General features: G+C 59.1%; 23 protein-coding genes and 1 other RNA gene. 15 read left to right on the forward strand and 9 right to left on the reverse strand.

The window, feature by feature from the left end:
• Window positions 1–29: 29 nt before the first annotated feature.
• A complete protein-coding gene (gene grpE / locus ABEH28_RS04350) occupies window positions 30–596 on the reverse strand; it encodes a nucleotide exchange factor GrpE (protein ID WP_065987614.1) in 567 nt (188 codons plus the stop codon).
• 276 nt (window positions 597–872) lie between these two features.
• Between grpE and recN the strand changes: the two genes are divergently transcribed.
• Window positions 873–2,546, forward strand: coding sequence for a DNA repair protein RecN (gene recN, locus ABEH28_RS04355; RefSeq protein WP_346629227.1), 1,674 nt, complete (start codon window positions 873–875; stop codon window positions 2,544–2,546).
• A 113-nt stretch (window positions 2,547–2,659) separates the two neighbouring features.
• On the opposite strand, the gene fur is transcribed toward recN, so the two are convergent.
• Window positions 2,660–3,067 (reverse strand): ferric iron uptake transcriptional regulator, encoded by a 408-nt coding sequence (gene fur, locus ABEH28_RS04360; protein WP_065987616.1) that lies wholly within the window; start codon window positions 3,065–3,067, stop codon window positions 2,660–2,662.
• Window positions 3,068–3,165: 98 nt separating this feature from the next.
• Here fur and ABEH28_RS04365 point away from each other — a divergent pair, with 98 nt between their 5' ends.
• Window positions 3,166–3,690: an outer membrane protein assembly factor BamE gene (locus tag ABEH28_RS04365; protein ID WP_346629228.1), complete on the forward strand. Its 525-nt coding sequence runs from the start codon at window positions 3,166–3,168 to the stop codon at window positions 3,688–3,690.
• A gap of 87 nt (window positions 3,691–3,777) precedes the next feature.
• On the opposite strand, the gene ABEH28_RS04370 is transcribed toward ABEH28_RS04365, so the two are convergent.
• From ABEH28_RS04370 to ABEH28_RS04380, 3 genes are read right to left on the reverse strand one after another with little or no spacing between them, the layout of a single operon-like run.
• Window positions 3,778–4,098 (reverse strand): RnfH family protein, encoded by a 321-nt coding sequence (locus ABEH28_RS04370; RefSeq protein ID WP_346629229.1) that lies wholly within the window; start codon window positions 4,096–4,098, stop codon window positions 3,778–3,780.
• Entirely contained in the window at window positions 4,091–4,525 is a 435-nt protein-coding gene (locus ABEH28_RS04375; protein WP_133776812.1) for a type II toxin-antitoxin system RatA family toxin, read from the reverse strand. Before ABEH28_RS04375 ends, ABEH28_RS04370 begins: the two co-directional genes overlap by 8 nt.
• A 7-nt stretch (window positions 4,526–4,532) precedes the next feature.
• Window positions 4,533–5,936, reverse strand: a complete 1,404-nt coding sequence (locus ABEH28_RS04380; protein WP_346629230.1) for a sodium-dependent transporter — start codon at window positions 5,934–5,936, stop codon at window positions 4,533–4,535.
• A 127-nt stretch (window positions 5,937–6,063) separates the two neighbouring features.
• On the opposite strand from ABEH28_RS04380, the gene smpB reads away from it, so the two are divergent.
• The gene (gene smpB / locus ABEH28_RS04385; protein ID WP_065987620.1) at window positions 6,064–6,546 is read left to right on the forward strand and encodes an SsrA-binding protein SmpB; all 483 of its coding nucleotides are present in this window, start codon (window positions 6,064–6,066) and stop codon (window positions 6,544–6,546) included.
• Between the two features lie 79 nt (window positions 6,547–6,625).
• On the opposite strand, the gene ABEH28_RS04390 is transcribed toward smpB, so the two are convergent.
• Entirely contained in the window at window positions 6,626–7,393 is a 768-nt protein-coding gene (locus ABEH28_RS04390) for a GntR family transcriptional regulator (RefSeq protein ID WP_192173318.1), read from the reverse strand.
• Between the two features lie 428 nt (window positions 7,394–7,821).
• Here ABEH28_RS04390 and ABEH28_RS04395 point away from each other — a divergent pair, with 428 nt between their 5' ends.
• The 8 genes from ABEH28_RS04395 (at window position 7,822) to ABEH28_RS04430 (ending at window position 16,048) form a co-directional block, all read left to right on the forward strand.
• Window positions 7,822–9,528 carry a lactate permease LctP family transporter gene (locus tag ABEH28_RS04395; RefSeq protein ID WP_346629231.1) on the forward strand — a complete coding sequence of 569 codons (1,707 nt, stop codon included), beginning with the start codon at window positions 7,822–7,824 and terminating at the stop codon, window positions 9,526–9,528.
• Window positions 9,529–9,596: 68 nt separating this feature from the next.
• Window positions 9,597–10,742, forward strand: coding sequence for an FMN-dependent L-lactate dehydrogenase LldD (gene lldD / locus ABEH28_RS04400; RefSeq protein ID WP_346629232.1), 1,146 nt, complete (start codon window positions 9,597–9,599; stop codon window positions 10,740–10,742).
• Between the two features lie 73 nt (window positions 10,743–10,815).
• On the forward strand, window positions 10,816–13,626 hold the full coding sequence (locus tag ABEH28_RS04405) for an FAD-binding and (Fe-S)-binding domain-containing protein (protein ID WP_346629233.1): 2,811 nt from the start codon (window positions 10,816–10,818) through the stop codon (window positions 13,624–13,626).
• 211 nt (window positions 13,627–13,837) lie between these two features.
• Window positions 13,838–14,128 carry a hypothetical protein gene (locus ABEH28_RS04410; RefSeq protein ID WP_346629234.1) on the forward strand — a complete coding sequence of 97 codons (291 nt, stop codon included), beginning with the start codon at window positions 13,838–13,840 and terminating at the stop codon, window positions 14,126–14,128.
• Between the two features lie 114 nt (window positions 14,129–14,242).
• Window positions 14,243–14,634, forward strand: a transfer-messenger RNA (tmRNA) gene (ssrA, locus tag ABEH28_RS04415).
• A gap of 244 nt (window positions 14,635–14,878) precedes the next feature.
• Window positions 14,879–15,223, forward strand: a complete 345-nt coding sequence (locus ABEH28_RS04420; protein ID WP_346629235.1) for a hypothetical protein — start codon at window positions 14,879–14,881, stop codon at window positions 15,221–15,223.
• Window positions 15,224–15,286: 63 nt separating this feature from the next.
• Entirely contained in the window at window positions 15,287–15,685 is a 399-nt protein-coding gene (locus tag ABEH28_RS04425) for a DUF1493 family protein (protein ID WP_346629236.1), read from the forward strand.
• 42 nt (window positions 15,686–15,727) lie between these two features.
• Window positions 15,728–16,048 (forward strand): YceK/YidQ family lipoprotein, encoded by a 321-nt coding sequence (locus ABEH28_RS04430; protein WP_346629237.1) that lies wholly within the window; start codon window positions 15,728–15,730, stop codon window positions 16,046–16,048.
• A 140-nt stretch (window positions 16,049–16,188) separates the two neighbouring features.
• Here ABEH28_RS04430 and ABEH28_RS04435 read toward each other — a convergent pair whose 3' ends face one another.
• Window positions 16,189–16,392: a DUF6021 family protein gene (locus ABEH28_RS04435; RefSeq protein ID WP_192173349.1), complete on the reverse strand. Its 204-nt coding sequence runs from the start codon at window positions 16,390–16,392 to the stop codon at window positions 16,189–16,191.
• A 392-nt stretch (window positions 16,393–16,784) separates the two neighbouring features.
• On the opposite strand from ABEH28_RS04435, the gene ABEH28_RS04440 reads away from it, so the two are divergent.
• From ABEH28_RS04440 to ABEH28_RS04455, 4 genes are all read left to right on the forward strand, one after another.
• Window positions 16,785–17,963 carry a sugar transporter gene (locus tag ABEH28_RS04440; RefSeq protein ID WP_192173350.1) on the forward strand — a complete coding sequence of 393 codons (1,179 nt, stop codon included), beginning with the start codon at window positions 16,785–16,787 and terminating at the stop codon, window positions 17,961–17,963.
• 33 nt (window positions 17,964–17,996) lie between these two features.
• Window positions 17,997–18,272 (forward strand): hypothetical protein, encoded by a 276-nt coding sequence (locus ABEH28_RS04445; RefSeq protein WP_346629238.1) that lies wholly within the window; start codon window positions 17,997–17,999, stop codon window positions 18,270–18,272.
• Between the two features lie 69 nt (window positions 18,273–18,341).
• The gene (locus ABEH28_RS04450; RefSeq protein WP_346629239.1) at window positions 18,342–18,623 is read left to right on the forward strand and encodes a hypothetical protein; all 282 of its coding nucleotides are present in this window, start codon (window positions 18,342–18,344) and stop codon (window positions 18,621–18,623) included.
• A 238-nt stretch (window positions 18,624–18,861) separates the two neighbouring features.
• Window positions 18,862–19,134 carry a hypothetical protein gene (locus tag ABEH28_RS04455; RefSeq protein ID WP_346629240.1) on the forward strand — a complete coding sequence of 91 codons (273 nt, stop codon included), beginning with the start codon at window positions 18,862–18,864 and terminating at the stop codon, window positions 19,132–19,134.
• A 42-nt stretch (window positions 19,135–19,176) separates the two neighbouring features.
• Here the strand turns inward: ABEH28_RS04455 and ABEH28_RS04460 are convergent, their stop codons facing one another.
• Window positions 19,177–21,462, reverse strand: coding sequence for an Orn/Lys/Arg decarboxylase N-terminal domain-containing protein (locus ABEH28_RS04460; protein WP_346629241.1), 2,286 nt, complete (start codon window positions 21,460–21,462; stop codon window positions 19,177–19,179).
• On the reverse strand, window positions 21,459–22,868 hold the full coding sequence (gene potE, locus ABEH28_RS04465; protein WP_346629242.1) for a putrescine-ornithine antiporter: 1,410 nt from the start codon (window positions 22,866–22,868) through the stop codon (window positions 21,459–21,461). Before potE ends, ABEH28_RS04460 begins: the two co-directional genes overlap by 4 nt.
• Window positions 22,869–23,140: the final 272 nt, after the last annotated feature.

Consider the following 23,140-nt stretch of genomic DNA (forward strand, 5'->3'; position numbering starts at 1 on the left):
GCCTGTAAATGGGGGCCGCTCAGCTAATTTCAAGCCTGCTCGTCAATAGACGGCGAAACAGGCGATGGCGCCTTGCTGACCACGACCATGGCCGGGCGCAGCAAGCGGCCATTGAGCTGATATCCCTTCTGGAACACCTTGAGTACGCTATTCGGCTCCACGTCAGCGCTTTCCTGCATCGCCATCGCCTGATGGTGCTCGGCGTTGAACGGCTGGCCATGAGGGTCAATGGCTTCAAGGTTGTAGCGCTTGAGCGTGTCGTAGAACATTTTCAGCGTCAGTTCGATGCCTTCACGCATCGGCCGTATGCTCTCGTCATCCGAGTTGGACAAGTCCAGACCACGCTCAAGGCTGTCAACGATCGGCAGCAGATCGCTGGCAAACTTCTCAAGCGCAAATTTGTGCGCCTTCTCGACGTCTTGCTCGGCACGGCGGCGGACGTTCTGCAGATCCGCAGCCACACGCAGAGACTGGTCCTGCGCCGCTTTCAGCTGCTCTTCAAGCACTTGCACACGCGTTGCCAGATCATCTTGAGAAGTCGCCGTGTCGGCAGCCTGATCCTGAGCCTGCATGTCCGGGTTCTGTTCGTCAGCCATAAATTCTCTCCTTCTAATTACATCCGTGAGCTCAACTCACGCCTCTGCCCGGCTATATGGGGTCGTAATTCTCGGGTTCAAGGGTTTAGGTGCAGGATCGGCTGAATAACCCTACAAATGTTCTGACATGGGTTCGGTGGCCACGCGCGATGGCGAAAAGCAGTATTGATGCTAAAAATGGGCGATGACCTTTCAAATCGAGCTAAGGCCGGGCATTGTCAGCCCAAAGCAAAACACTGTATAAATAACCAGACAAATTGTTTGGGAGCCGCTCTGATGCTGGTCCACCTGTCCATACATAACTACGCCATCGTTGAACATCTCGATCTCGAACTTGATCGCGGCATGAGTGTGATCACCGGGGAAACCGGGGCCGGCAAGTCGATCATGCTCGACGCGCTCGGCCTCACGCTGGGCGATCGCGCCGACAGTGGCGTGGTAAGGCCAGGTGCCGACAAGGCAGACATTCTGGCGACCTTCGACGTGTCGGATATCCCTGAAGCCAGCGCATGGCTGAAGGAGCGAGACCTCGAAACCGACGGTCCCTGCATTCTGCGCCGCGTCATTACTGCCGAAGGCCGATCACGCGCCTATATAAACGGGACGCCTTGCCCCCAGGGGGACCTGAAAGCCCTTGGCGAGCTGGTGATCGATATTCACAGCCAGCACGAGCATCAGTCGCTGCTGAAGACCGATACCCATCGGCGCTTGCTGGACGAATACGCGGGCGCCACCGACCTTGCACGTCAAGTGCAACTGGCCTCCCAGCGCTGGCGGCAAACGCGCCAGGAGCTTGAGCGCCTTTCCAACTCCGGCGACGAGCAGCGTGCCAAGCATCAGTTGCTGAGCTATCAGCTTGAAGAGCTGGAAAGCCTGAGCCTCGGCGAAAACGAGCTCGAACGGCTGGAACAGGAACACACCACGCTGACCAATGCCGAAAGCCTGCTGGGCATCTGCCGGCAAGTTGTGGAGCTGTGCAGTGAAAGTGACTCCGGCAATGCGCTGAACGCACTGACCGCCAGCCTTAATCGACTCAGCAGCGTGAACAACACGCCAGATGCATTGAATGAAGCGACTAACCTGCTCTCCAGTGCGCAGATTCAGGTTGAAGAGGCTGTCGGCGAGATCAATCGTTTCCTCGATCGCTTCGAAGCGGACCCGGCCCGCCTGCAGCAAATTGAAGAACGCCTCGACACCATCTATACGCTGGCACGCAAACACCGCGTGCAGCCTACTGAAGTTGCAGCGCTGCACCAGAAGTTGCTCGACGAGATCGAAACCCTCAACGCCAACGACGAAGCAATCGAGAGACTGGAACACGAGGTAGGCTCCTATGCGCGGCATTATCAAGAGAAGGCGCGCGAGCTGAGCGACCTGCGTCACCGTGCTGCGCCGGAACTGGCCCACAAGGTCGAGCATGAAATTCAGCGGCTGGGTATGCCGGGCGGACGCTTCAATATCGAGCTGCGCGAGAACGTAGACAGAGAGCTGTCACCCAACGGGCTGGAGCAGGTTGAGCTGCTGGTCAGCGCCAACCCGGGTCAGCCGCTCAAGGCGCTGGCGAAGGTGGCGTCGGGTGGGGAACTCTCGCGGATCAGTCTGGCGATTCAAGTGATCACCGCACAGACATCTCGGGTTCCGACGCTGGTGTTTGACGAAGTGGACGTCGGTATCGGCGGCCCTACCGCTGAAATTGTCGGCCAATTGCTGCGTCGTCTTGGCGAACGCGGCCAGGTCATGACCGTTACGCACTTGCCGCAAGTCGCCGCTCAAGGGCATCAACACCTGTTTGTACATAAAGTCCGGGAAGCGGACGTGACGCGTACAGCGGTGTCCAAGCTGAGCAAGAACGAGCGAGTAGAGGAAGTGGCGCGAATGCTGGGCGGTATCGATCTGACCAAAGAGTCGCTCGCACACGCCAAGAAGATGGTGGTTGCGTCCAGATCTTGATCATCTTTACGGTTTAACCCGAGCGGCGCGGATCTGGCAGGATCCCCTGATCGCAAACTGCAGAAACAACAAAGGCGACCCGAGGGTCGCCTTTGTCGTACTTCACAAAAGGCTTACACCTTTTGCTTGCGTACGTAGAGCACCAGATTGTGGTCAACCAGCTCGAAGCCGTGCTTGCTCACAATGGCTTTTTGCAGCTTTTCGATTTCTTCGTCGAAGAACTCGATGACCTCACCGGATTCCACGTTGACCATGTGGTCGTGGTGGCCTCCGTCAGCCAGTTCGAATACCGCGTGGCCGCCGTCGAAATTGTGGCGAACCACCAACCCGGCTGCTTCGAACTGAGTCAGAACTCGGTAAACCGTTGCCAGACCGACGTCTTCGTTGGCCTCCATCAGCGCCTTGTAGACGTCCTCCGCGCTCATGTGACGCTGCTGCGCAGAATCGAGCATTTGAAGGATCTTGACCCGCGGCAGGGTCACTTTAAGTCCGGCTTTGCGTAGTTCGCTATTTTCAACCATGGTCAGCTTTCTCGCAGACGCTGCTTCGCAGCTTCTCTTAATGCAGGTATGATCGGGGTTTACGTTGTCCCAGCCAAGATAGTGGAAGTCGCCCACCGATGCAAAACACCAAGCTCTTGCTAACCAGTTTCACCTTCGTGGGACTGCTCGCACTCGCCGGTTGTTCATTCCCCGGGGTTTATAAAATCGACATCCAACAGGGCAATGTCGTCACGCAGGACATGATAGACCAGTTGCGTCCGGGAATGACCCGTCGGCAAGTAAGGTTTATCATGGGCAACCCTTTGTTGACCGACACCTTTCACCCTGAACGCTGGGACTATCTGTACAGCCTGCAGCCTGGTGGTGGCGAACGCCAGCAGGAACGCGTCAGCCTGATCTTCAATGGCAATGACCAGCTGGCGAGCCTGTCCGGTGACTTCAAGCCGGGTGTCAGCCGCGACGAGGCCATTCTCGGGAAGAGCAGCGACACGACTGTCGCCCCCGAAAACCAAGGGACGCAGCCGCCGAAGGAAGAGCCACCGAAGCCTGGCTCATTGCTTGAGCAGATTCAGAACGACGTCGACAAGGTCGAAACCGTGCCCGTTCCTTCCCAGGAACCACTGGACACAAACCCGCGCTGATTCACCGCTTCCTTCTGAAATCAGCCTTATAAAAAAGCCCGGAAATTCCGGGCTTTTTTACGTCTCTCAATCAAGCCGATGAGAAAATTAAATCGGTTTTTGCGCCTTTCTCGCCTCCGCTGCTTTTAAAGCACGCAGACGGCGCACCTCTTTCGGATCAGCCAGCAACGGGCGATAGATCTCAACCCTGTCGCCGGCTTCCACCTCACGTTGCTCCGAATCGCCCACGAGCTTGCCGAAGATGCCCAACGGGCACTGCACGATGTCCAGCTCAGGAAAGTGCTCGGCCATGCCCGATGCAATAGCCGCAGCGCGTACCGATGTTCCGACGGGCACGTCCAGCGCCAGCAACTCCTGGCGGTCGACGGCGGCATAGACCACCTCGACGCGGATCGTTAGCTCAGCCATGCAGCTCTTTGGCTCGCTGGCAGAAAGCATCAACCAAGGTGTTGGCGGCCTGATTGAACAGCGGCCCCAGGGTCGCGCGGACAATCGAACCGCTGTAGTCGAACGACAGGTCGAGGCTGATCTTGCAGGCCTTTTCATTCAGGGCCTTGAAGGTCCAGACGCCGTGAAGCTGACTGAAAGGCCCCTCCTCCAGATTCATCTCGATGGTTTGCCCCGGCGTCAGCGTGTTGCGAGTAACGAAGTGCTGGCTCAGGCCGCCTTTTGCGATCTCGACACGCGCACGCATTGAGGTATCACTCTGCTCAAGCACGGTACCGGCGGAACACCACGGCAGAAACTCGGAGTAGCGACTCACGTCGTTGACCAGGTCGTACAGCGCCTGGGCGGGATATGGCAAAAGGGCGGAACGTTGAATATGCGTAGTCATGTCAGCGTCATTTCCAAAGCTGAGCGGCAAAGACAACCACAATGCCGATCGGCGCCACATAGCGCATCAAAAAGAACGTTAAAGCGAACAGAACCGGGCTGCGTACCGACAACTCGTCGCGCACCGCACCGCGTCCCATCACCCAACCTGCGAATACCACAAAGCACAATCCACCCAGCGGAAGCATGATCCGTGAGGTGAAGAAATCGATGACGCCGAAGAAATCCAGCCCCGACGACGCTCCCCACTGATAGAGGTGGAAGCCGCCGCCTTCGTTCACGAAGAATTTGGCCTGCTTCCAGATGTTGAACGAGAAAACCGTCCCGAGCCCGACGAACCAGCAGATGAACGATAGCCAGAACGTCACCCAGCCGCGGCGAACTTTTGTGCGCTCGACCAGATACGCGACCATGGGTTCGAGCAAGGAAATGGCCGAGCTCCAGGCCGCGACCGCGACGAGGATAAAGAACACCACGCCCATGACCGTACCGAAGGCGACGTTACCAAATGCATACGGCAGCGTAACGAACATCAGGCCCGGCCCTTCGCTTGGGTTCAGACCCGCCGCGAACACAATCGGAAACAATGCGAGGCCCGCCAGCAGCGACACGAAGGTGTCGAGCAATGCCACGCCCACCACCGTCGCGCTGATCGAGGCCTCTTTGGTCATGTAGGCGCCGTAAATCATGATCGAACCGACGCCCACACTCAGCGAGAAAAACGCATGCCCCATGGCCGGAAGCAGGCCATCAAGGAGCCTCTCGGGGGTGAAGTCGAACATGAAATGCACCCCTTCCATGAAGTGCCCGGTGGTCAGGCTATAGCCCAACAGAATCACCATCAGCACGAACAGCAACGGCATCAGGATACGCAGGCTGCGCTCAAGGCCGGCGTTCACGCCCTTGGCGATGGTGATTGCCGACAGCAACATGAATAACGTATGCCAGCCGACCAGACGCCAGGGATCGGCAATCATCTCGCCAAAATAGGCACCGACACCGTCAGGCGTTACGCCTCTGAAGTCGCCCTTGCCGACATCGATGATGTACTCGAGCGACCAGCCACCGACGACGCTATAAAAAGAAAGGATCAATAGCGCGGTGACCATGCCGGCGAAAGCGCCCCATGACCACTTTGACGAATGCCCCGCTTCCAGGGCCAGCGTACGCAGCGCGTTGGCCGGACTCTGCCGTGCGCGTCGCCCGATAAGCGTCTCGGCGATCATCACCGGAATCCCGATCAGGGCGATGCACGCCAGAAACACCAGCACAAACGCGCCGCCGCCGTAGACGCCGACCATGTAGGGGAATTTCCAGATGCTGCCCAACCCTACGGCAGAGCCGGTGGCCGCCAGGATAAACACCCAGCGACTGGCCCAACTCCCGTGAACCGAAACCTTGTCCGTCGACATCGTTGACACGTCCAACACGCAAAAAAGATCGCGCATTGTCCGGGATTCACTCCACCTGCTCAAGCACACAGCTTCAGCGCGCGAGCCCATAGCCGAGACGCCCGTTGATCCCTATAATGCGTCGCCTATGGCTAAGCTCAAGAAACATCCCACAGGGACCATCGCGCAAAATAAAAAGGCGCGTCACGATTACTTCATCGAACACAAGTTCGAGGCCGGTCTGGTCCTGGCTGGCTGGGAAGTAAAAAGCCTGCGTGCCAACAAGGTGCAGCTGGTTGACAGTTACGTGTTGCTCAAAGACGGTGAGGCCTGGCTGATGGGTAGCCATATCTCGCCACTGACGACAGCCAGTACCCACGTCATCGCTGACCCGACACGCACCCGTAAACTGTTGCTCAACAAGCGCGAGCTGGAAAAGCTGACGTCGTCTGTTCAGCAAAAAGGCTATGCCTGCGTGGCCCTTGCCCTTTACTGGAAGCAGCACTTGATCAAGTGCGAGATTGCTCTGGGCAAAGGCAAGAAGGAATACGACAAGCGCGATACCGAGCGCGAACGCGATTCCAATCGCGAGCTGCAACGCGCAGTGCGAAACAAGGGCAAGGAAGACTGATTCAGTCTTTCCGGCAGCTTCCAAAAGTCGTCTGTTGATGGCGCACGGTCCGCGATGGGTCGGGCGCCGTGCAGCATCTTTAAATCCGGTTGCGCCGTTCAGCCCGCGCAGTGCGCTGCACTTGCTGGCGCACTTCCTCCAGCACCTCCTGCACGTACAGCAAATGACGGCTCGACACTTCTCGAGCATCGTCTGCCCGCCCTTCGATAATCGCCAGGTACAACTCACGATGCTGATCAATCAGCATGTCGCGGGTTTCTGCGCGCTGTTTGTACATGCCGCCGATGTTGGTGACCACGCTGCGCCGCAGCAGATCGAACAGGCCGCGAATGGTGTGCAGCAACACAGCGTTATGGCTGGCTTCGGCGATGGCGAGGTGGAAACTGGCGTCTGCTGCGCCCTCCTCCGCACGACTCACTTCCTCCGCGCGGCTGTAGCAGTCCTGCAGAGCATCGAACGCCTCGCGCAGCCGCAGCCGATCAACATCCGTCGCGCGTATGGCTGCGTAGTAGGCGCAGGAGGCTTCCAGGGTATGGCGGAATTCAAGCAGGTCGCGCTGGGCGTCCGGGCTGCTTTCCAACAGATGAAGCAGTGGATCGCTGAACGTGGACCCAAGACTGTCGACCACGTAATTGCCGCCGCCTTGACGGCTGATCAACAGCCCTTTGGCCGTCAGCTTTTGAATCGCCTCACGCAGCGAAGGGCGCGACACGCCGAACTGCTCGGCCAGCGCTCGCTCAGCCGGCAGACGACCGCCAGAGCGCAACGTGCCCTCCAGAATCATCCTTTCCAACTGCTCGACAATATCGTCGGACAAGCGGCGCTGACGCACCTGATCAAAGCCCATAACCCTTCACTCCACAACCCGACTGCCCCGCCTGGCTTGGCCGCGGGGCGCATATTCTCGCTGATCGCGATCAGACATTCACCCGGCAGATGTAGGAGAAATCTCCCTCTCAGGCGAAGTGCGGATGAAATCCGGGCGAGCTGCTACGAAAGTTTACGCGTCATAAATTGACACACCGTCAGCAAGGCTCCTAACCTAGCGCCAAGACATTGTAAATTGGTATTACCAATTTACAATGCCGGCGAGGGACGGCTTATCGCTGTCCCACGTTGCAGGCACTTCCCGACGGCGGAACGCTTGAGCTGGTGAGCTGTGCGACTCGTTCGTCAGCGCCGGCAGGCCGACAGATACGCAGTTGTCACCTGCAGGAGCCGCGCACGTAAGACATGGACACCGGGCCTAACCAAAAACAATTAGGGGCCTCATACATGCAAACCTGGCAACAGCTCTACACACCTCTCGGCGGCTTGGGCCTTTCGGCGCTGGTGGCTGTCATTCCGATCGTTTTCTTCTTTCTGGCGCTGGCGATCTTCCGGCTCAAGGGGCACGTCGCGGGAGCCATCACGCTGCTGCTCGCCGTACTGATCGCTATCTTCGCGTTCCAGATGCCTGCCGACATGGCCGTCGCGTCCGCCGGCTACGGCTTCCTCTACGGCTTGTGGCCCATCGCGTGGATCATCATTGCGGCCGTGTTTCTCTACAAACTGACGGTCAAAAGTGGCCAGTTCGAGATCATTCGCAGCTCGGTCATGTCGATCACCGATGACCAGCGCCTGCAGGTCTTGCTGATCGGATTCTGCTTCGGCGCGTTCCTGGAAGGCGCGGCAGGCTTCGGCGCACCGGTGGCGATCACCGCAGCGTTACTCGTAGGTCTGGGATTGAACCCGCTGTATGCCGCCGGCCTCTGCCTGATCGCCAACACTGCACCGGTGGCGTTTGGCGCATTGGGCATCCCGATCATCGTGGCCGGTCAGGTGTCCGGTCTCGACCCGTTCAAGATCGGCGCCATGGCCGGTCGTCAATTGCCACTGTTGTCGGTGTTCGTGCCGTTCTGGCTGATGTTCATGATGGACGGTGTGAAAGGCGTCAAGGAGACCTGGCCAGCGGCTCTGGTCGCGGGCGGCAGCTTCGCCATCGTGCAATTTCTGACCTCTAATTTCATTGGCCCGGAACTGCCTGACATTACCTCGGCGCTGGTCAGCCTCGTGTCCCTGACCTTCTTCCTGAAAGTCTGGCAGCCAGCCCGCGCGGCCGATGCAAAAATCGTCGGTGCGTCCGGCGGTGCTGCGCTCATGGGCGGCGGCGCCGGTAATGCGGGCGGTTTTGGTCAGCCGCGCACCACCAAAAAATCGCCGTACTCGGCAGGCACCATCATCAAGGCATGGTCGCCGTTCCTGATCCTGACTGTCGTCGTGACGATCTGGACGCTGAAGCCGTTCAAGGCGCTGTTCGCCGCGGGCGGCCCATTGCAGGCACTGACCATGAACTTCCCGGTGCCGCACCTGGATCAACTGGTCATGAAGATGGCGCCGATTGTCGCCAACCCGACGGCCATGCCTGCGGTGTACAAGTTTGACCTGCTCGCAGCCTCGGGCAGCGCGATTCTGATCTCGGCGATTCTGGCGATGATCGTGCTGCGCATTACACCTAAAACAGGTGTGGTCACGTTCAAAGAAACGCTGATCGAATTGCGCTGGGCCATCGTGTCCATCGGTATGGTGCTGGCCTTCGCCTTCGTCATGAACTACTCCGGCATGTCCTCGACGCTCGCATTGGTCCTCGCCGGGACTGGCAGCGCCTTCCCGTTCTTCTCGCCATTCCTCGGCTGGCTCGGGGTGTTCCTGACAGGCTCCGACACCTCGTCGAACGCCCTGTTTGGCTCGTTGCAGGCCACCACGGCACACCAGTTGGGCGTCAGTGACGTGCTGATGGTTGCAGCCAACTCAAGCGGCGGCGTAACCGGCAAGATGATTTCCCCGCAATCGATCGCGGTAGCCTGCGCGGCAACCGGGCTGGTTGGTAAAGAATCCGACCTGTTCCGCTTCACCCTCAAGCACAGCATTTTCTTCGCCACGATCGTTGGCTGCATCACCTACGCCCAGGCGTACTGGTTCACCGGCATGCTGGTTCATTAATCAGACGAGCGCCGGGCGTGCTGCTTGCGCGCCCGGCTGTGGCCCCGCTCACTCATCTGCGAGATCCCATGATCATTTCTGCCTCCACCGACTACCGCGCCGCCGCCCAGCGCAAGCTCCCGCCCTTCCTGTTCCACTACGCGGACGGTGGCGCCTACGCCGAGCACACCCTGCGCCACAACGTTTCCGACCTGGCCAGCATTGCGCTGCGCCAGCGCATCCTGAAGAACATGTCCGAGCTGAGTCTGGAGACGACACTGTTCGGTGAAACCCTGAGCATGCCGATGGCACTGGCTCCGGTTGGCCTATGCGGCATGTACGCTCGCCGTGGGGAAGTGCAGGCCGCCCGCGCCGCAGATGCCAAGGGCATTCCGTTCACGCTGTCGACGGTGTCGTTGTGCCCGATTGAAGAAGTCGCCCCGGCGATCAAGCGACCCATGTGGTTTCAGCTGTATGTGCTGAAGGATCGCGGTTTCATGCGCAACGCGCTGGAGCGAGCCAAAGCCGCCGGTGTGAAAACACTGGTCTTCACCGTCGACATGCCCGTCCCAGGCGCCCGCTACCGTGACGCCCATTCCGGCATGAGCGGCAAAAGCGGGCCGATGCGCCGGGTCTTGCAAGCCATGACCCACCCGCAATGGGCGTGGGATGTGGGCATCAACGGCCGGCCCCACGACTTGGGCAACGTGTCGGCCTATCGCGGCAACCCTACCGGTCTCACCGATTACATCGCGTGGCTGGGCGACAATTTCGATCCGTCCATTTCGTGGAAGGACCTGGAGTGGATTCGCGATTCCTGGGACGGCCCGATGATCATCAAGGGCATCCTTGACCCTGACGACGCACGGGATGCGGTGAAATTCGGCGCCGACGGCATCGTTGTGTCCAACCATGGCGGCCGCCAGCTTGATGGCGTGTTGTCCAGTGCCCGTGCGCTGCCCGCCATTGCCGACGCGGTAAAAGGCGATCTGAAGATTCTCGCCGACTCCGGCATTCGCAGCGGTCTGGATGTGGTGCGCATGATTGCCCTCGGCGCAGACACCGTGCTGATCGGCCGTGCGTTCATCTACGCCTTGGCCACCCACGGCGAGGCCGGGGTGAAGAATCTGCTGGATCTGTTCGAGAAGGAGATGCGCGTGGCGATGGTCTTGACCGGCGCCAAGTCGATCAGCGAGATCACCCGCGATTCGCTGGTCCGCGAACTGGGCGCCTGACCCGCACTGATCCCGAGCCATGCGGCCTGACAGAGGCCGCAGCGCCACCGAGATGCCCCCACGAGGAAATCGCATGACCTTGCCCGCCGCTTTTCTGGCCGGTGTGAACAGCCTCATTCCTGCCGGAAGACGCTTCGACGACCCGCTCTCGACCTTGGCCTTCGGCACCGACGCCAGCTTTTATCGGCTGATCCCCAAGCTGGTCATCCGCGTCGAATCAGAAGACGAAGTCGTGGCGCTGTTGAAACTGGCGCAGGCCGATAAAGTCCCGGTGACCTTTCGTGCGGCCGGCACCAGCCTTTCGGGCCAAGCCATCAGCGACTCAGTGTTGATCGTGCTCGGCGACAACTGGAACGGCCGCGAAATACGCGAGCAAGGCGCGCAGATCCGTTTGCAACCCGGCGTAATCGGCGCACAGGCCAACGTCTGGCTTGCGCCATTTGGACGCAAGATCGGTCCAGATCCGGCCTCCATGCACGCCGCAAAAATCGGCGGCATCGTCGCCAACAATTCCAGCGGCATGTGCTGCGGCACGGCCCAGAACACCTATCACACCCTTGCTGGCATTCGGCTGGTGCTCGCCGACGGTGCCCGCCTGGACACGGAAAATGCCGCCAGTGTCGCTGCATTTAAAGTCAGCCACGCCGAGCTGCTCGACCGCCTCGCGCAACTGGGCCGTGAGACGCGCGCAAACACCGAACTCGCCGCGAAGATTCGCCACAAGTACCGCCTGAAGAACACCTGCGGCCTGTCGCTGAATGCCTTGGTGGATTTCGACGAGCCGCTCGACATCCTCAGTCACCTGCTGGTGGGTTCGGAGGGCACGCTGGGTTTCATCAGCGCGGTGACGTACGACACGGTGCCCGATCACCCGAGCAAGGCGACGGCGCTGATTGTTTTTCCCGACATCGAAACCTGCTGCAACGCCGTGGCGGTGCTGAAAACCCAGCCGGTCGCTGCCGTCGAACTGCTTGATCGGCGCAGCATGCGCTCGGTGCAGGACAAGCCGGGCATGCCGGCCTTTGTTCGTGAACTGTCGGACGGCGCCTGTGCACTGTTGATCGAAGCCCGCGCTGCGACGCAGCCGTTGTTGCACGAGCAACTGGCGCAGATCATGGCGTCCATCGCGCACTTTCCGGTCGAGAAGCAGGTTGATTTCACCGAAGACGCGGCCGAGAACGCACGGCTCTGGGCCATTCGCAAGGACACCTTTCCTGCCGTCGGCGCGGTGCGTGAGACGGGTACGACGGTGATCATCGAGGACGTGACCTTCCCCGTCGAGCAACTGGCCATCGGGGTTCGGCGATTGATCGAACTGTTCGAAAAGCACCGCTACGACGAGGCGATCCTGTTCGGCCATGCGCTGGAGGGCAACCTGCACTTCGTCTTCACCCAAGGCTTCAACGATCCGCAGGAGATTGCGCGTTATTCCGCGTTCATGGATGACGTCACGCAACTGGTGGCCGTGGAGTTCAACGGTTCCCTGAAAGCCGAACACGGTACCGGCCGCAACATGGCGCCGTTCGTGGAGCTTGAGTGGGGCAGCGAGGCGTACGCGCTGATGTGGCAACTCAAACGGCTGCTCGATCCTGCTGGCATTCTCAATCCGGACGTCGTGCTCAGTGACGATCCGCGGGTGCACCTCAAGCACCTGAAACCCATGCCGGCTGCCGATGGGATCATCGACAAATGCATCGAGTGTGGTTTCTGCGAACCGGTGTGTCCATCGAAGGGCCTGACCCTGAGCCCACGGCAACGCATCGTCATGTGGCGTGACATTCAGGCCAAAAAACGCGCAGGCACCGACACCACTCAGCTGGAGCGCGACTATCAGTACCACGGCATCGACACCTGTGCGGCCACCGGTTTGTGCGCGCAACGTTGCCCGGTCGGCATCAACACGGGCGAGCTGGTGAAGAAGCTTCGCGGGGAGCAAGCGCATCACGACAAGGCCGCTAGCTGGATCAGTCAGCACTTTGCGACGGCGTTGAAGGGCGCGCGATTTACGCTGCATGCCGCCAATGGCGCCCGCATGCTGTTGGGCGCACCGAGGCTGGCGAAGATTTCCGGCGCGCTGAGCAAAGCGTCTTCAGGCCGCGTGCCTCAGTGGACGCCAGCCATGCCCCAGCCCGAGAACGCCATTCGTTTCACCCTGCCGGTTGAAGATCAGCGCCCTCGCGTGGTCTATCTGGCGGCCTGCGTGTCCCGCGTCATGGGGCCTGCGCCGGGCGATCGCGAACAGATGTCGCTGATGGACAAGACCCGAGGGCTGCTGGAGAAAGCCGGTTATCAGGTGATATTTCCGGAAGACCAGGACAGTCTGTGCTGCGGCCAGCCTTTCTCCTCCAAGGGCTACGCCGAGCAGGCGGAAGGCAAGCGCCAGCAGATGCTTGCTGCGCTGACCAAGGCCAGTCGCGGCGGGCTCGATCCGATCTATTGCGACACCAGCCCCTGTACGTTGCGCCTGATTCAGGACCTCAAGGAGACCCGGCTCGAACTGTATGATCCGGTTCGTTTCATCCGCACCCATCTGCTGGACAAACTGGTGTTCACCCCGCAACAGGCGCCCATCGCGGTTCACGTCACTTGCAGCACGCAACACTTGGGCGAGAGCGAGGCGCTGATCGACCTTGCACGAATGTGCAGCCTGAATGTGGTCGTGCCAGAAGGGATTCATTGCTGCGGCTTTGCGGGGGACAAAGGCTTTACGACACCCGAACTGAACGCCCACGCGCTACGCTCGCTGAAAGAGGCGGTCCAGTACTGTGATGAGGGGATTTCTACCAGCCGGACCTGCGAGATCGGGCTCACGCAACACGGTGGTATCGACTACCACGGTCTGGTCTATCTCGTGGATCGGGTGACTCAACCAAGAACCGCTTGATGCACACAAATGGGGCGGAGATCGCCCCATGATCCCGAAACATCTCGCAACGTGGCTTTTTCACAGCATTGTGAAAAAAATATAGAACCCCTGCGATGAGCGGCAGTCCATCTCTTTAAGCGCCACAACTCATTCGGCGCTTTTTTCCTCTACCTCGGGCACCGGCAAAATCGGCCGGCGATACCGAGTCAACAGGCTCAAGGAGATACACATGAAGCGCACTGCACTGACTGGACTGTTTCTTACCGCTGCACTGTTGGGTTCCCCGGTTTTCGCTGCTGATGATCTGTGCGGCGCGAACATCGCAGCGCTGAAAAATGCTGAGGCGTCGACCGTTACCAACCTGGCCGGCGACAGCAAAACTGACCTTGAAAAAACCGTCGCTGATGCTACCGCTGCGCAAAAAGCTGGCAATGAGAAAGAGTGCATCTCGATCACTCAGAAGAAAATCACCGAGCTGAAAACCGGCGGTGACGGCAGCGACGGCGGCGCCGCGAAGTAATTCGCCGAATCGCGACTGGCCTAGGCCCGTCGCGAGCGGAATGTCAGGCGGACGGTCGACGTATCTCATTGATTCGGGTAGACTCCGCCGCCTGACTGCTAGAGCAGCAGAATTGGGGCCGATTAGGATTCGACGCCGGTGATGAAACTCTAGGGGCATGCCGACTTGGTAACAGAAGTCGTAAATCCACTGTTGCAACTTTCTATAGTTGCCAATGACGAAACCTACGGGGAACAAGCTCTCGCCGCGTAAGCGGTGCTAGCCTTCCTTCTGGTAGCTTCGGCTCCAGCAATCACCAGGGGATGCCTGTAAACCCAAAGTGATTGTCATATAGAACAGGATCGCCGTGCAGTACGCTGTGGACGAATCGGCTAAAACTTACACAGCTCGCCCAAAGCACCCTGCCCGTCGGGTCGCTGAGGGTTAACTTAATAGACACGGCTAAGCATGTAGGCCCGAAAGCGGAGTACTGGCGGACGGGGGTTCAAATCCCCCCGGCTCCACCAAACACGCAATACAAATCAAGCACTTAGCGTTTATCGCAAGTGCTTTTTTTGTGCCTGAATGGGCGGTTTGGTCTGCTCCCGGTGTGACATCGGGCAGTAATGAGCGTGCAAGACCACGCTCATCGACTCATTAGTGAGGAACTGCGCCCTCCCTGTGAGACTTTGCTGTCTGACGCACCGTGTGTTGAAACACTGGCTGATTGCCGGTATTTATCAGATCTATAGCAGCACAGGGAGTAGAGGCGTGGATTATGGATCGGGCATTTTTGCGGTAGTAAGCATCTCGCTGACCTTGCTGATCAGACTCCTGTTCAGTCTGCGCAGCACCAAGCAATGGGAGTCTGACGTCAGTGCAGACTTCGAGGCGGCGCTTAGCGGTATGGGCATCAGTAGCCATACCTTTCTCGTGGATCGAACAGTCGTCCCAAGCTATGACGCATCGGGAGGTGTCTACCGGATTCTGCTCGATCAGGAAGGTCGGTACTTTCTGTACATGTCGGCGGATGGCACTACAGGATTGATCACACCGCTCTCCAAAGAGCGCGCACTGATAGCCGCCAAGATGAACGGATATAAAAGCGAGAGCTGACCGAGGCAGGTGATCGCGGCGACCTCCATTGCTAATGTGCTCCCCGAAGATCAGGTACCTGGAATGGACAACTATGACGTTGATTATGAACTGCTGGACAAAATAATAGAGTGCATCGAAGAAGCATCGGAGTTCGGCGCCAATGCGTTTAAAGATTTAAGTTTTTCGACGGACCTCAATCGGGACCTTGGCATTGAAGGGGATGACGCGAATGTGCTGATGCCTGAGTTTTTCCAGCGGTTTTCAGTGGAACTCAGAGACTATGACCCATACAGATATTTCGTGCCTGAGGGTTACGACCTGCTTTCATTCAGGCGGGGCAAAGAAAGGCGAGGGAAGATACCGATCAAGCTAGGCATGCTGTACTTGGCCGCCAAGACAAAGACTTGGGATCCGGCACTGCTGGAGCTAGTCAACTACAGCAATACCCCTCTTTACAAGAGAAAGCCGACATACCGCTAAACGAGTATGAGATGTCACAGCAACCCAAAACAAGGACTGCCCATGAAGCAATGGATTGCAGCATTAATGATCACGACGCTATCCGGCTGCGGCACGATCATCACGCTCTACAACGCGCCCAAGGCATCGGACAATCTGGCCGGTTGGCATTCGTATTGTTCGCAGATCCCCCGCGTTTACAGCGGCTTTGCTTACGGGTATTGCACTCTGGACGCGCCGGAGAGGTATGGCGTGCACGAGTCGGCTCCGATCGCTGCGGCTGACATGCTGCTTTCAGGAATTGCAGATACCCTCGTCCTGCCTTTCACGATCTATCAGCAGAATGAGCTCGGGGTCATCCCGGTCAAACGCAAACAACGTTGATCAGCACACCGTTAGCACTCGCAGGCCTGCCGCGAAGCCTTGGCGATCCCGGAAGCGCGACACCGCGATGGCGCGCCGAATGTCAGCCATAAAAAAACCCCGCTTAAGTCAGCAGGGCTTTTGAGTTCAGCGCGAGTCGATCAAACCCCGCCCTTCCCCGGCAGCGGCTCGTCATTACCGCGGCGAGTGGTTGGCTCTTCGGTCACCGGATCGTTCTCGGTCCGCGCGGGTTCGGTCGGGTCTACCTGCGGATCGGAAACATCGGGCGACTCTTCATTGAAGCCAAGCTCTTTGTCCGGATCCGTGTGCGTGGAGGTCCCTGTAAGCGAAGTGTCGTTAGCCATGATTCAATCTCCTCGTTTACGTGCGAGTTATCCGCACCATGATCATCAGAATCCCCTGAGCCCGCCAAGTGCCCCGGATTAGACGGGCGGTTTCGTTCGCGGCGCCTCAGGTTGAAAGCGGATCTCATCACGCCCCACTTCTGTCGCCGCTGCTCAACGCAAGCGCTGCACCACGACTGCGACAAATGAACGCCCCTCTCAACCCGGGCCTGCGTTGTGACAACGTTTACAACGGCGTAGAATCCGTAACATCTCGTCGCATCTCCCCATACTCATAATATTCAGCTGACCGCATGCACCGCCCAGGCAAACGCCTCGAGCGGTCTTCCTGCTTGTCGGCGTTTTTGTTGGGGACGCGGCCAACCGAATTCTTCAGGAGGGCATTCGTTTTAATGAATACCACTAACGCACACACCGGAAGTTGGCTAAGCGTAATCGCGCTGGCCCTGGCGGCCTTCATCTTCAACACCACCGAATTCGTGCCGGTGGGTTTGTTGAGTGCCATCGGCCACAGCTTCGACATGACCACTGCCCAAGTCGGCCTGATGCTGACGGTATATGCGTGGATCGTGTCCCTGACCTCGCTGCCGATGATGCTGCTGACCCGCAACATTGAGCGGCGCAAGTTGCTGTTGTTTGTGTTTCTGACGTTCATCGCCGCCCATGTGATGTCGAGCCTGTCGTCGAGCTTCGGCATGCTGCTGGTCAGTCGCGTCGGTATCGCAGTGGCCCACGCCGTGTTCTGGTCGGTCACCGCATCGCTGGCCGTGCGAGTGGCGCCGGAGGGTAAACAGGTTCAAGCCCTCGGGCTCTTGGCAACCGGCACTGCGCTGGCGATGGTGCTCGGCATTCCACTGGGGCGCATGCTGGGCGAAGCGCTGGGGTGGCGCGCGACTTTCCTGGCGATTGCCATTGCCTCGGGCCTTACGGTTCTGGTGCTGATGAAATCGCTTCCGCTGCTGCCGAGCCAGAACTCGGGTTCGTTGCGCAGCCTGCCAATGCTGTTCAAGCGCCCGGCCTTGATGTCGCTTTATCTGTTGACCGCTCTGGTGGTCACGGCGCAGTTCACGGCCTACAGCTACATCGAACCGTTCGCACAGATCGTGGCGAAGATGAATGGCGACATGACCACCGTGATCCTGTTGCTATTCGGCGGTGCCGGGATCGTGGGGTCGGTGATCTTCAGCCGTTACAACAACCGTTACCCGCGCGGCCTGCTGATCACCGCGATCGGCGCGCTGGCGGCGTGTCTGATTCTGCTGCTGCCGCTGTCCGGCAATGCCTCGTCGATGGGTACGTTGAGTGTGGTCTGGGGCATGGCGATCATGTGCTTTGGTCTGGTGATGCAGTCCAAGGTGCTGGCGATGGCGCCGGATGCCACGGACGTGGCAATGGCACTGCATTCGGGCATCTACAACATTGGCATCGGCGGCGGCGCACTGCTGGGCAGCGTGGTGATCAGCCAGCTCGGCGTGGCCAACATCGGCTTGGTGGGCGGGATGGTCGCGATCAGTGGCTTGCTGCTGGCGTGCTTGGCGACGCATCGGTATGGCGAAACCATTCGGGCGTAGTGACAAACCGCAGGATTAAAGCAGCAGACACACTTGAGTGCGTTTGCTGCGCCCACCGCGCTCCCCTCCATCATTCCCATCGATAACCAACATTCCCGCGAATGCCTTCCGCTCAAAACTCATGGGCGTACCATCGCCCTCACACCCAAACACGAACCGAGGGCAGGAAAAATGATCGTTCATCTCCTTACTTGCTTGACGCTCGCAGCTCTCACCAGCTACGTCGTCGCCCTCAAACTCTTCGATCTGGGATCGGTCGTGATGACCGCGGACGAAGAGGATCATCGTGTTGTGGCACCGGCCAACTAAGGCCAAGTAGCTGACACTTATCAGCACCTTTCACGCTTTCAACTTTCTGTTAGATGCGGAGCAATCGACATGACCCGAGACGTCACTTTGCACGTTAGTTTTCCCAAGTTCGGGAAGAACCATTACTCACAACATGTCATCGCCCTCAAGAACAGCCACGGTCTCGTTGAGGACAATCGCTTCGGCGGCTTCATGATGCCTTCGGCCGAGAACCACTTCAGCAATGAGGTGGTGGGCTTCAACGATCAGTTCCGGTTTTTGACTGACGTACTGGCCATGCACTTGCTGGAAGTTGAACAGGCCCGACCTGCACGCCAAGCTCGACAGTCAGCTCAGTCGCGCAGCTTGTAAATAGAGTTTTTTGCACATTGCCACCCCTGCAGCCAGGTAACCCCGACCTTGGCGACACGGGTGGCTTTTCTTTTTGGGCATCTGCCTGATCCCTGCCGCGGACGCCAATCGGAGCTTATGTCGGCAATCGATAGTCGCGTTTGCTTTGGCACCCACTGGCGGAAATCCGGAATCTGAGGTCTGATGCGGAAAGCTCGTACAGATAACGAGCCACACACTTACCTCTGCGGAAGCCAACATGAAACACGCCCTGCTCGCCGGCTTGCTCCTGACTGCCTGTGCCCTGCCCTTCGCGGCAACTGCCAACGACGACAACAATCAGTGCCAGATGAACCTGAGCAAGGTTCGTGACGCGAAAGTCGCCAACCCCAATCTCAGCGACGCCGTGAAAAACGATATCGACACCACCGTGCACCGCGCCGAAGCGGCCTTGGCGCGGCACAACGACGATGGCGGGCGTGAGTGTGTGGCGCTGACACAGCAAGCGCTGCAAAAGGCGCAGAGCAACTGAGCCGGAGGTGCGCCAGCCGGCCCACCTCCTTCAGCGCTGAAGCTATTTCAACACCAGCATTCGATAAACCCCCGCTTCGCTTTCAATCCCGTGGGTGTCATGGGTGAAGCCGGGGAACGACCGATCGAAGCTTTCCAGCGCCCGAAGATAGGCCAGCAACGGCCCGTCCGCAGGCCCTGCGTTTTCCCCAGGCATCAGCAGCGGGATGCCTGGCGGATAAGGCACGATGCCCGTCGCGGCAATACGCCCGGCGGCCTCCTCCAAAGTGACCTGCTCCACCTCGTTCTTGACCAACTTCTCGTACGCTTCCACCGGGCTGAATTCCGCCTTGGGTAACGTGCCGAACGCCTTCGACATGGCCGCCGTGGTCTTGGTCTCTTTCATCGCGGCAAAGATGTCTTCCGCCAGATCTTTCAGCCCCATGCCGGCATAGCGCTGCTGATTCGCGGCCAGCAATTCGGGCAGGCAAAGCTCCAGTTCCAGGTTGTTGTCGTAGTCGCGTTTGAAGTCGAGCAACGCGTTCACCAGCGTGCCCCACTTGCCCTTGGTGATGCCGATGGAGAACAGGAAAAGGATGGTGAAGTCCGTGGTCTTCTCGACGACGATGCCCTGATGACCCAGATAAGCGCTGAGCACACAGGCCGGAATGCCGAAGTCCATCAGGTTGCCGTCGTCGCCCATGCCCGGGCTGAGGATGGACACCTTGATCGGGTCGAGCATGCAGTAGCCGTCCTCGATGTCGCCGAAGCCGTGCCACACCTCGTTGGGGTGCAAGACCCAGCAATTCGGATCGGTCTTGAGCCGCACCGGATCGACTTCGTGAAACGCAATCGCCGTGGCCTCGACCTGCACTGTAGGCGGCTGCCAGCAGGAAAAAAACCAGTCGTCCTGGCTCAGCATGTCGGTCTGCATGCGCGAAATGACCTGACGGAACGCGACGGCTTCTTCGATGGATTCGTTGGTCAGAATCTGGCCACTTGGCGCTTCCATCATTGCCGAGCTGACATCGCACGACGCCATGATCGCGTAATTGGGCGAAGTCGACGCGTGCATCATGTAGGACTCGTTGAACCGCCCGTGGGGAATCGGGTTGCGGCCGTTACGGACATGAATCATTGAGGCCTGGGACAGCGCCGCGAGCAGCTTGTGGGTCGACTGCGTGGCGAACACGGTGGGCTTGGACGGATCGTGATCCTCCGGGCGGCCGTGCATGGCGAAGCGGTCCTTGTACAGCGGGTTGAACCGCGCATAGCCGTACCAGGCTTCGTCGAAATGCAGCCGGTCAACGCTTTGCCCCAGCAGCTCTTCGACGCGGGTGACGTTATAGGTCAGGCCGTCGTACGTGGAGTTGGTGACGATGGCATGCACCGGCGTCGGGTCGATGTGGCTTTTGACCAGCGGGTTGCTGGCGATGGCGGCTTTGACGCTCTCGGCGCTCAACGTCTGCGGCAGGATCGGGCCGATGATGCCGAAGCGGTTGCGCGTCGGCACCAGGTAGGTCGGAATCGCACCGGACAGCGTCATCGCGTGCTCGGCGGACTTGTGACAGTTGCGGTCGCACAGGGCGATCTGGTCACGGGTCACGCTGGCCATCAGGATCACGCGGTTGGACATCGACGAGCCATTAGTCACGTAGTACGTCCGGTGGGCGCCGAACACCTTCGCCGCATAGCGCTCGCCCTGGCCGATCGGGCCGCTGTGGTCGAGCAACGAGCCCAGTTCGCCGACGGAAATCGACAGGTCGGAGCGCAGCAGGTTCTCGCCGAAAAACTCGTAGAACGCTCGGCCTGCGGTGCTCTTCAGAAACGCCGTACCGCCAGCGTGGCCCGGGGTGTGCCAGGAATATTCGTAGCTGCGGGCGAACTTCAGCAGAGCGCCGAACATCGGTGGCAACACGGCCTGTCGATAGCGTTCGATGGCCGCCATGATGCGTCCGCTGAGGAAGCGGCTGGTGTCTTCGGGCAGCCAGATGAAGTCATCGGCGTGCTGCATGACGATCAACGGCACACTCGACGCCGTGCTGCGATCACTGATCAGAAACACCGGCACACGGGTGTTGCGCTCACGCAAGGTGGTCAGCAGATCGATGCATTCCTTGTGGTCGTCGCTGCTGTCCATTTCCCAACTGAGCAACACACACTGGATCGCCGGATCGGAGCTGAGGATCGACTTCGCATCGCTAAGGCTTTCGGAGGTCAGCACGCTGATGGCGCGGTCTTCCACGTCGCTGATCAACTGGATCAGGGCCCGGCCGAACACGCTGCGTTTGTCGGGCTGGCTGCTGACCAGCAGCGCCAGCATGCCGAGCAAGTGTCTGTTGTCGCTCATGGTCGAGTCTCCAGGTTGGCCATCTTCAGGTTATTGACGGGGATCGGCTCGCCGACGATGTGCTGCGCCGCGACGGTCTGGGTGGGTACGCTGTTGTTCAGCGCTTCGAGCCGGATCAGGCGGGTGTTGACGTAACCGAAAAGGGTGTAGCCGACGATGGTCGCCACCCCGCCGAGCATCAACGCTTCGGCGCCGGAGCTGTAAAGCGCCAGATAGCTGTACGCGGTCGCGATGCCGGCCACGATGTTGGTGATGAGGGCTTTTTGCGGCGGCACGTTGGAGACCTTTTGCAGGGTCATCAGCGTCGCCATCGACAGGATGTACGGCACCAGGTTGGTGACCACCGCGAGATTGACCAGGGTGTCGAACTGCTTGGCCAGATCGGGGCTGATGGTCAGCAGCGCCAGAGCGGTCTGGATCGCCAGCAGGATCAACATGCTGATGATCGGCACGCCATGCCTGTTGGCTTTGGCAAAGATCGGCAGGAAGTATCCGGTGTCCGCCGAGCTTTTGAACACCTGCGCCACCGTGAACTGCCAGCCCAAGAGCGAGCCGATGCACGCGAGGACCATGAGCCCCATGATGATGTCGCCGACCATGGGGTTAAACATCTTGGCGAACACCAGCCCGAACGGCGCGGTTGAAGACACCAGTTCCGCGTTGTCGACGATGCCGGCGATGACGTTGGTCGACACGATGTAGATCACCGCTGCGCCGAGGGTCCCACCGAGCACTGCGATGGGCACGTTCTTCTCGGGGTTTTCCACTGCATCACCGTTGGCGCACGCCGACTCCAGACCGAGGAACGCCCACAAGGTAATCGCCACCGAAGCGCCCGCGGCCTCGTACCAGGTCTTGTCGTGGGGGTTCCATCCTGCCGCATAGGTGCTGCTGTCAAACCAGAACCAGCCAATGGTCGAAACCAGCACGACGGGCGCAATAACGCCCCATACGGTTACTGCGCCGATCTTACCGGTAATACTCGCACCGCCGAAGTTGGCGAACGTAGTGATCCATAACAGCGCGATGGTGGCGAGACCGACTTCAAGCGAACCCAACTTGATATCGAAAAGCGTTTGAATATATCCAACTGCGGTGATACTGATCGCCACGTTGGCAATCAACAACGACAAACCGTAGGTGTAGTTGGTGATGTAGTTACCCGACTTGCCGAACGTATATTCGGCGTAACCGCCCATGCCGCCGGTCTTGCGACTGAGCATGCCGCACCGCGCGAAAGCGTAGGCCAGAGCCAGCGAGCCGGTGGCCGTGATCAGCCAGGAAAGGATGGAAATGCCGCCGACCTCGGCGAGTTTGGTGGGCAACAACACAATGCCGGATCCCAGCATGTTGACCGCAGTCAACATCGTGAGCTGACCCACGCTCATTTTCTTAGCGACTGACATTCCGTTGCCCTATTTGGAAGAAGTGAGAGGGTTTAGCTATAGCAAAGGATTCTTGTTAATCAAGAAACAGCCGGCGGCTAGTTGCTGGCGACAAGCCATCTTTGCTTGGGCTAGTTATGTTTTGGGAAGGTCGAATAAGGTTGGAAAGAACTGTTAGTTCAGAGGGATGGCGGCGTCTGACCGGAGGCAAAAGAGGATAGCGTCAGAAACAAGAGGGGCATTGATCTATATCAATTGGGTGAAGAATAGCATCTAGGCCATGAAGATCATTT

This window comes from Pseudomonas sp. Ps21-P2 (assembly GCF_039672565.1).
GTDB lineage: Bacteria > Pseudomonadota > Gammaproteobacteria > Pseudomonadales > Pseudomonadaceae > Aquipseudomonas.

Excerpts from the sequence above, each read along its gene's own strand:
- grpE (WP_065987614.1), bottom strand. The coding sequence starts at position 596 with ATGGCTGACGAACAGAACCCGGACATGCAGGCTCAGGATCAGGCTGCC.
- recN (WP_346629227.1), top strand. The coding sequence starts at position 873 with ATGCTGGTCCACCTGTCCATACATAACTACGCCATCGTTGAACATCTC.
- fur (WP_065987616.1), bottom strand. The coding sequence starts at position 3,067 with ATGGTTGAAAATAGCGAACTACGCAAAGCCGGACTTAAAGTGACCCTG.
- ABEH28_RS04365 (WP_346629228.1), top strand. The coding sequence starts at position 3,166 with ATGCAAAACACCAAGCTCTTGCTAACCAGTTTCACCTTCGTGGGACTG.
- ABEH28_RS04370 (WP_346629229.1), bottom strand. The coding sequence starts at position 4,098 with ATGGCTGAGCTAACGATCCGCGTCGAGGTGGTCTATGCCGCCGTCGAC.
- ABEH28_RS04375 (WP_133776812.1), bottom strand. The coding sequence starts at position 4,525 with ATGACTACGCATATTCAACGTTCCGCCCTTTTGCCATATCCCGCCCAG.
- ABEH28_RS04380 (WP_346629230.1), bottom strand. The coding sequence starts at position 5,936 with ATGTCGACGGACAAGGTTTCGGTTCACGGGAGTTGGGCCAGTCGCTGG.
- smpB (WP_065987620.1), top strand. The coding sequence starts at position 6,064 with ATGGCTAAGCTCAAGAAACATCCCACAGGGACCATCGCGCAAAATAAA.
- ABEH28_RS04390 (WP_192173318.1), bottom strand. The coding sequence starts at position 7,393 with ATGGGCTTTGATCAGGTGCGTCAGCGCCGCTTGTCCGACGATATTGTC.
- ABEH28_RS04395 (WP_346629231.1), top strand. The coding sequence starts at position 7,822 with ATGCAAACCTGGCAACAGCTCTACACACCTCTCGGCGGCTTGGGCCTT.
- lldD (WP_346629232.1), top strand. The coding sequence starts at position 9,597 with ATGATCATTTCTGCCTCCACCGACTACCGCGCCGCCGCCCAGCGCAAG.
- ABEH28_RS04405 (WP_346629233.1), top strand. The coding sequence starts at position 10,816 with ATGACCTTGCCCGCCGCTTTTCTGGCCGGTGTGAACAGCCTCATTCCT.
- ABEH28_RS04410 (WP_346629234.1), top strand. The coding sequence starts at position 13,838 with ATGAAGCGCACTGCACTGACTGGACTGTTTCTTACCGCTGCACTGTTG.
- ABEH28_RS04425 (WP_346629236.1), top strand. The coding sequence starts at position 15,287 with ATGGACAACTATGACGTTGATTATGAACTGCTGGACAAAATAATAGAG.
- ABEH28_RS04430 (WP_346629237.1), top strand. The coding sequence starts at position 15,728 with ATGAAGCAATGGATTGCAGCATTAATGATCACGACGCTATCCGGCTGC.
- ABEH28_RS04435 (WP_192173349.1), bottom strand. The coding sequence starts at position 16,392 with ATGGCTAACGACACTTCGCTTACAGGGACCTCCACGCACACGGATCCG.
- ABEH28_RS04440 (WP_192173350.1), top strand. The coding sequence starts at position 16,785 with ATGAATACCACTAACGCACACACCGGAAGTTGGCTAAGCGTAATCGCG.
- ABEH28_RS04450 (WP_346629239.1), top strand. The coding sequence starts at position 18,342 with ATGACCCGAGACGTCACTTTGCACGTTAGTTTTCCCAAGTTCGGGAAG.
- ABEH28_RS04455 (WP_346629240.1), top strand. The coding sequence starts at position 18,862 with ATGAAACACGCCCTGCTCGCCGGCTTGCTCCTGACTGCCTGTGCCCTG.
- ABEH28_RS04460 (WP_346629241.1), bottom strand. The coding sequence starts at position 21,462 with ATGAGCGACAACAGACACTTGCTCGGCATGCTGGCGCTGCTGGTCAGC.
- potE (WP_346629242.1), bottom strand. The coding sequence starts at position 22,868 with ATGTCAGTCGCTAAGAAAATGAGCGTGGGTCAGCTCACGATGTTGACT.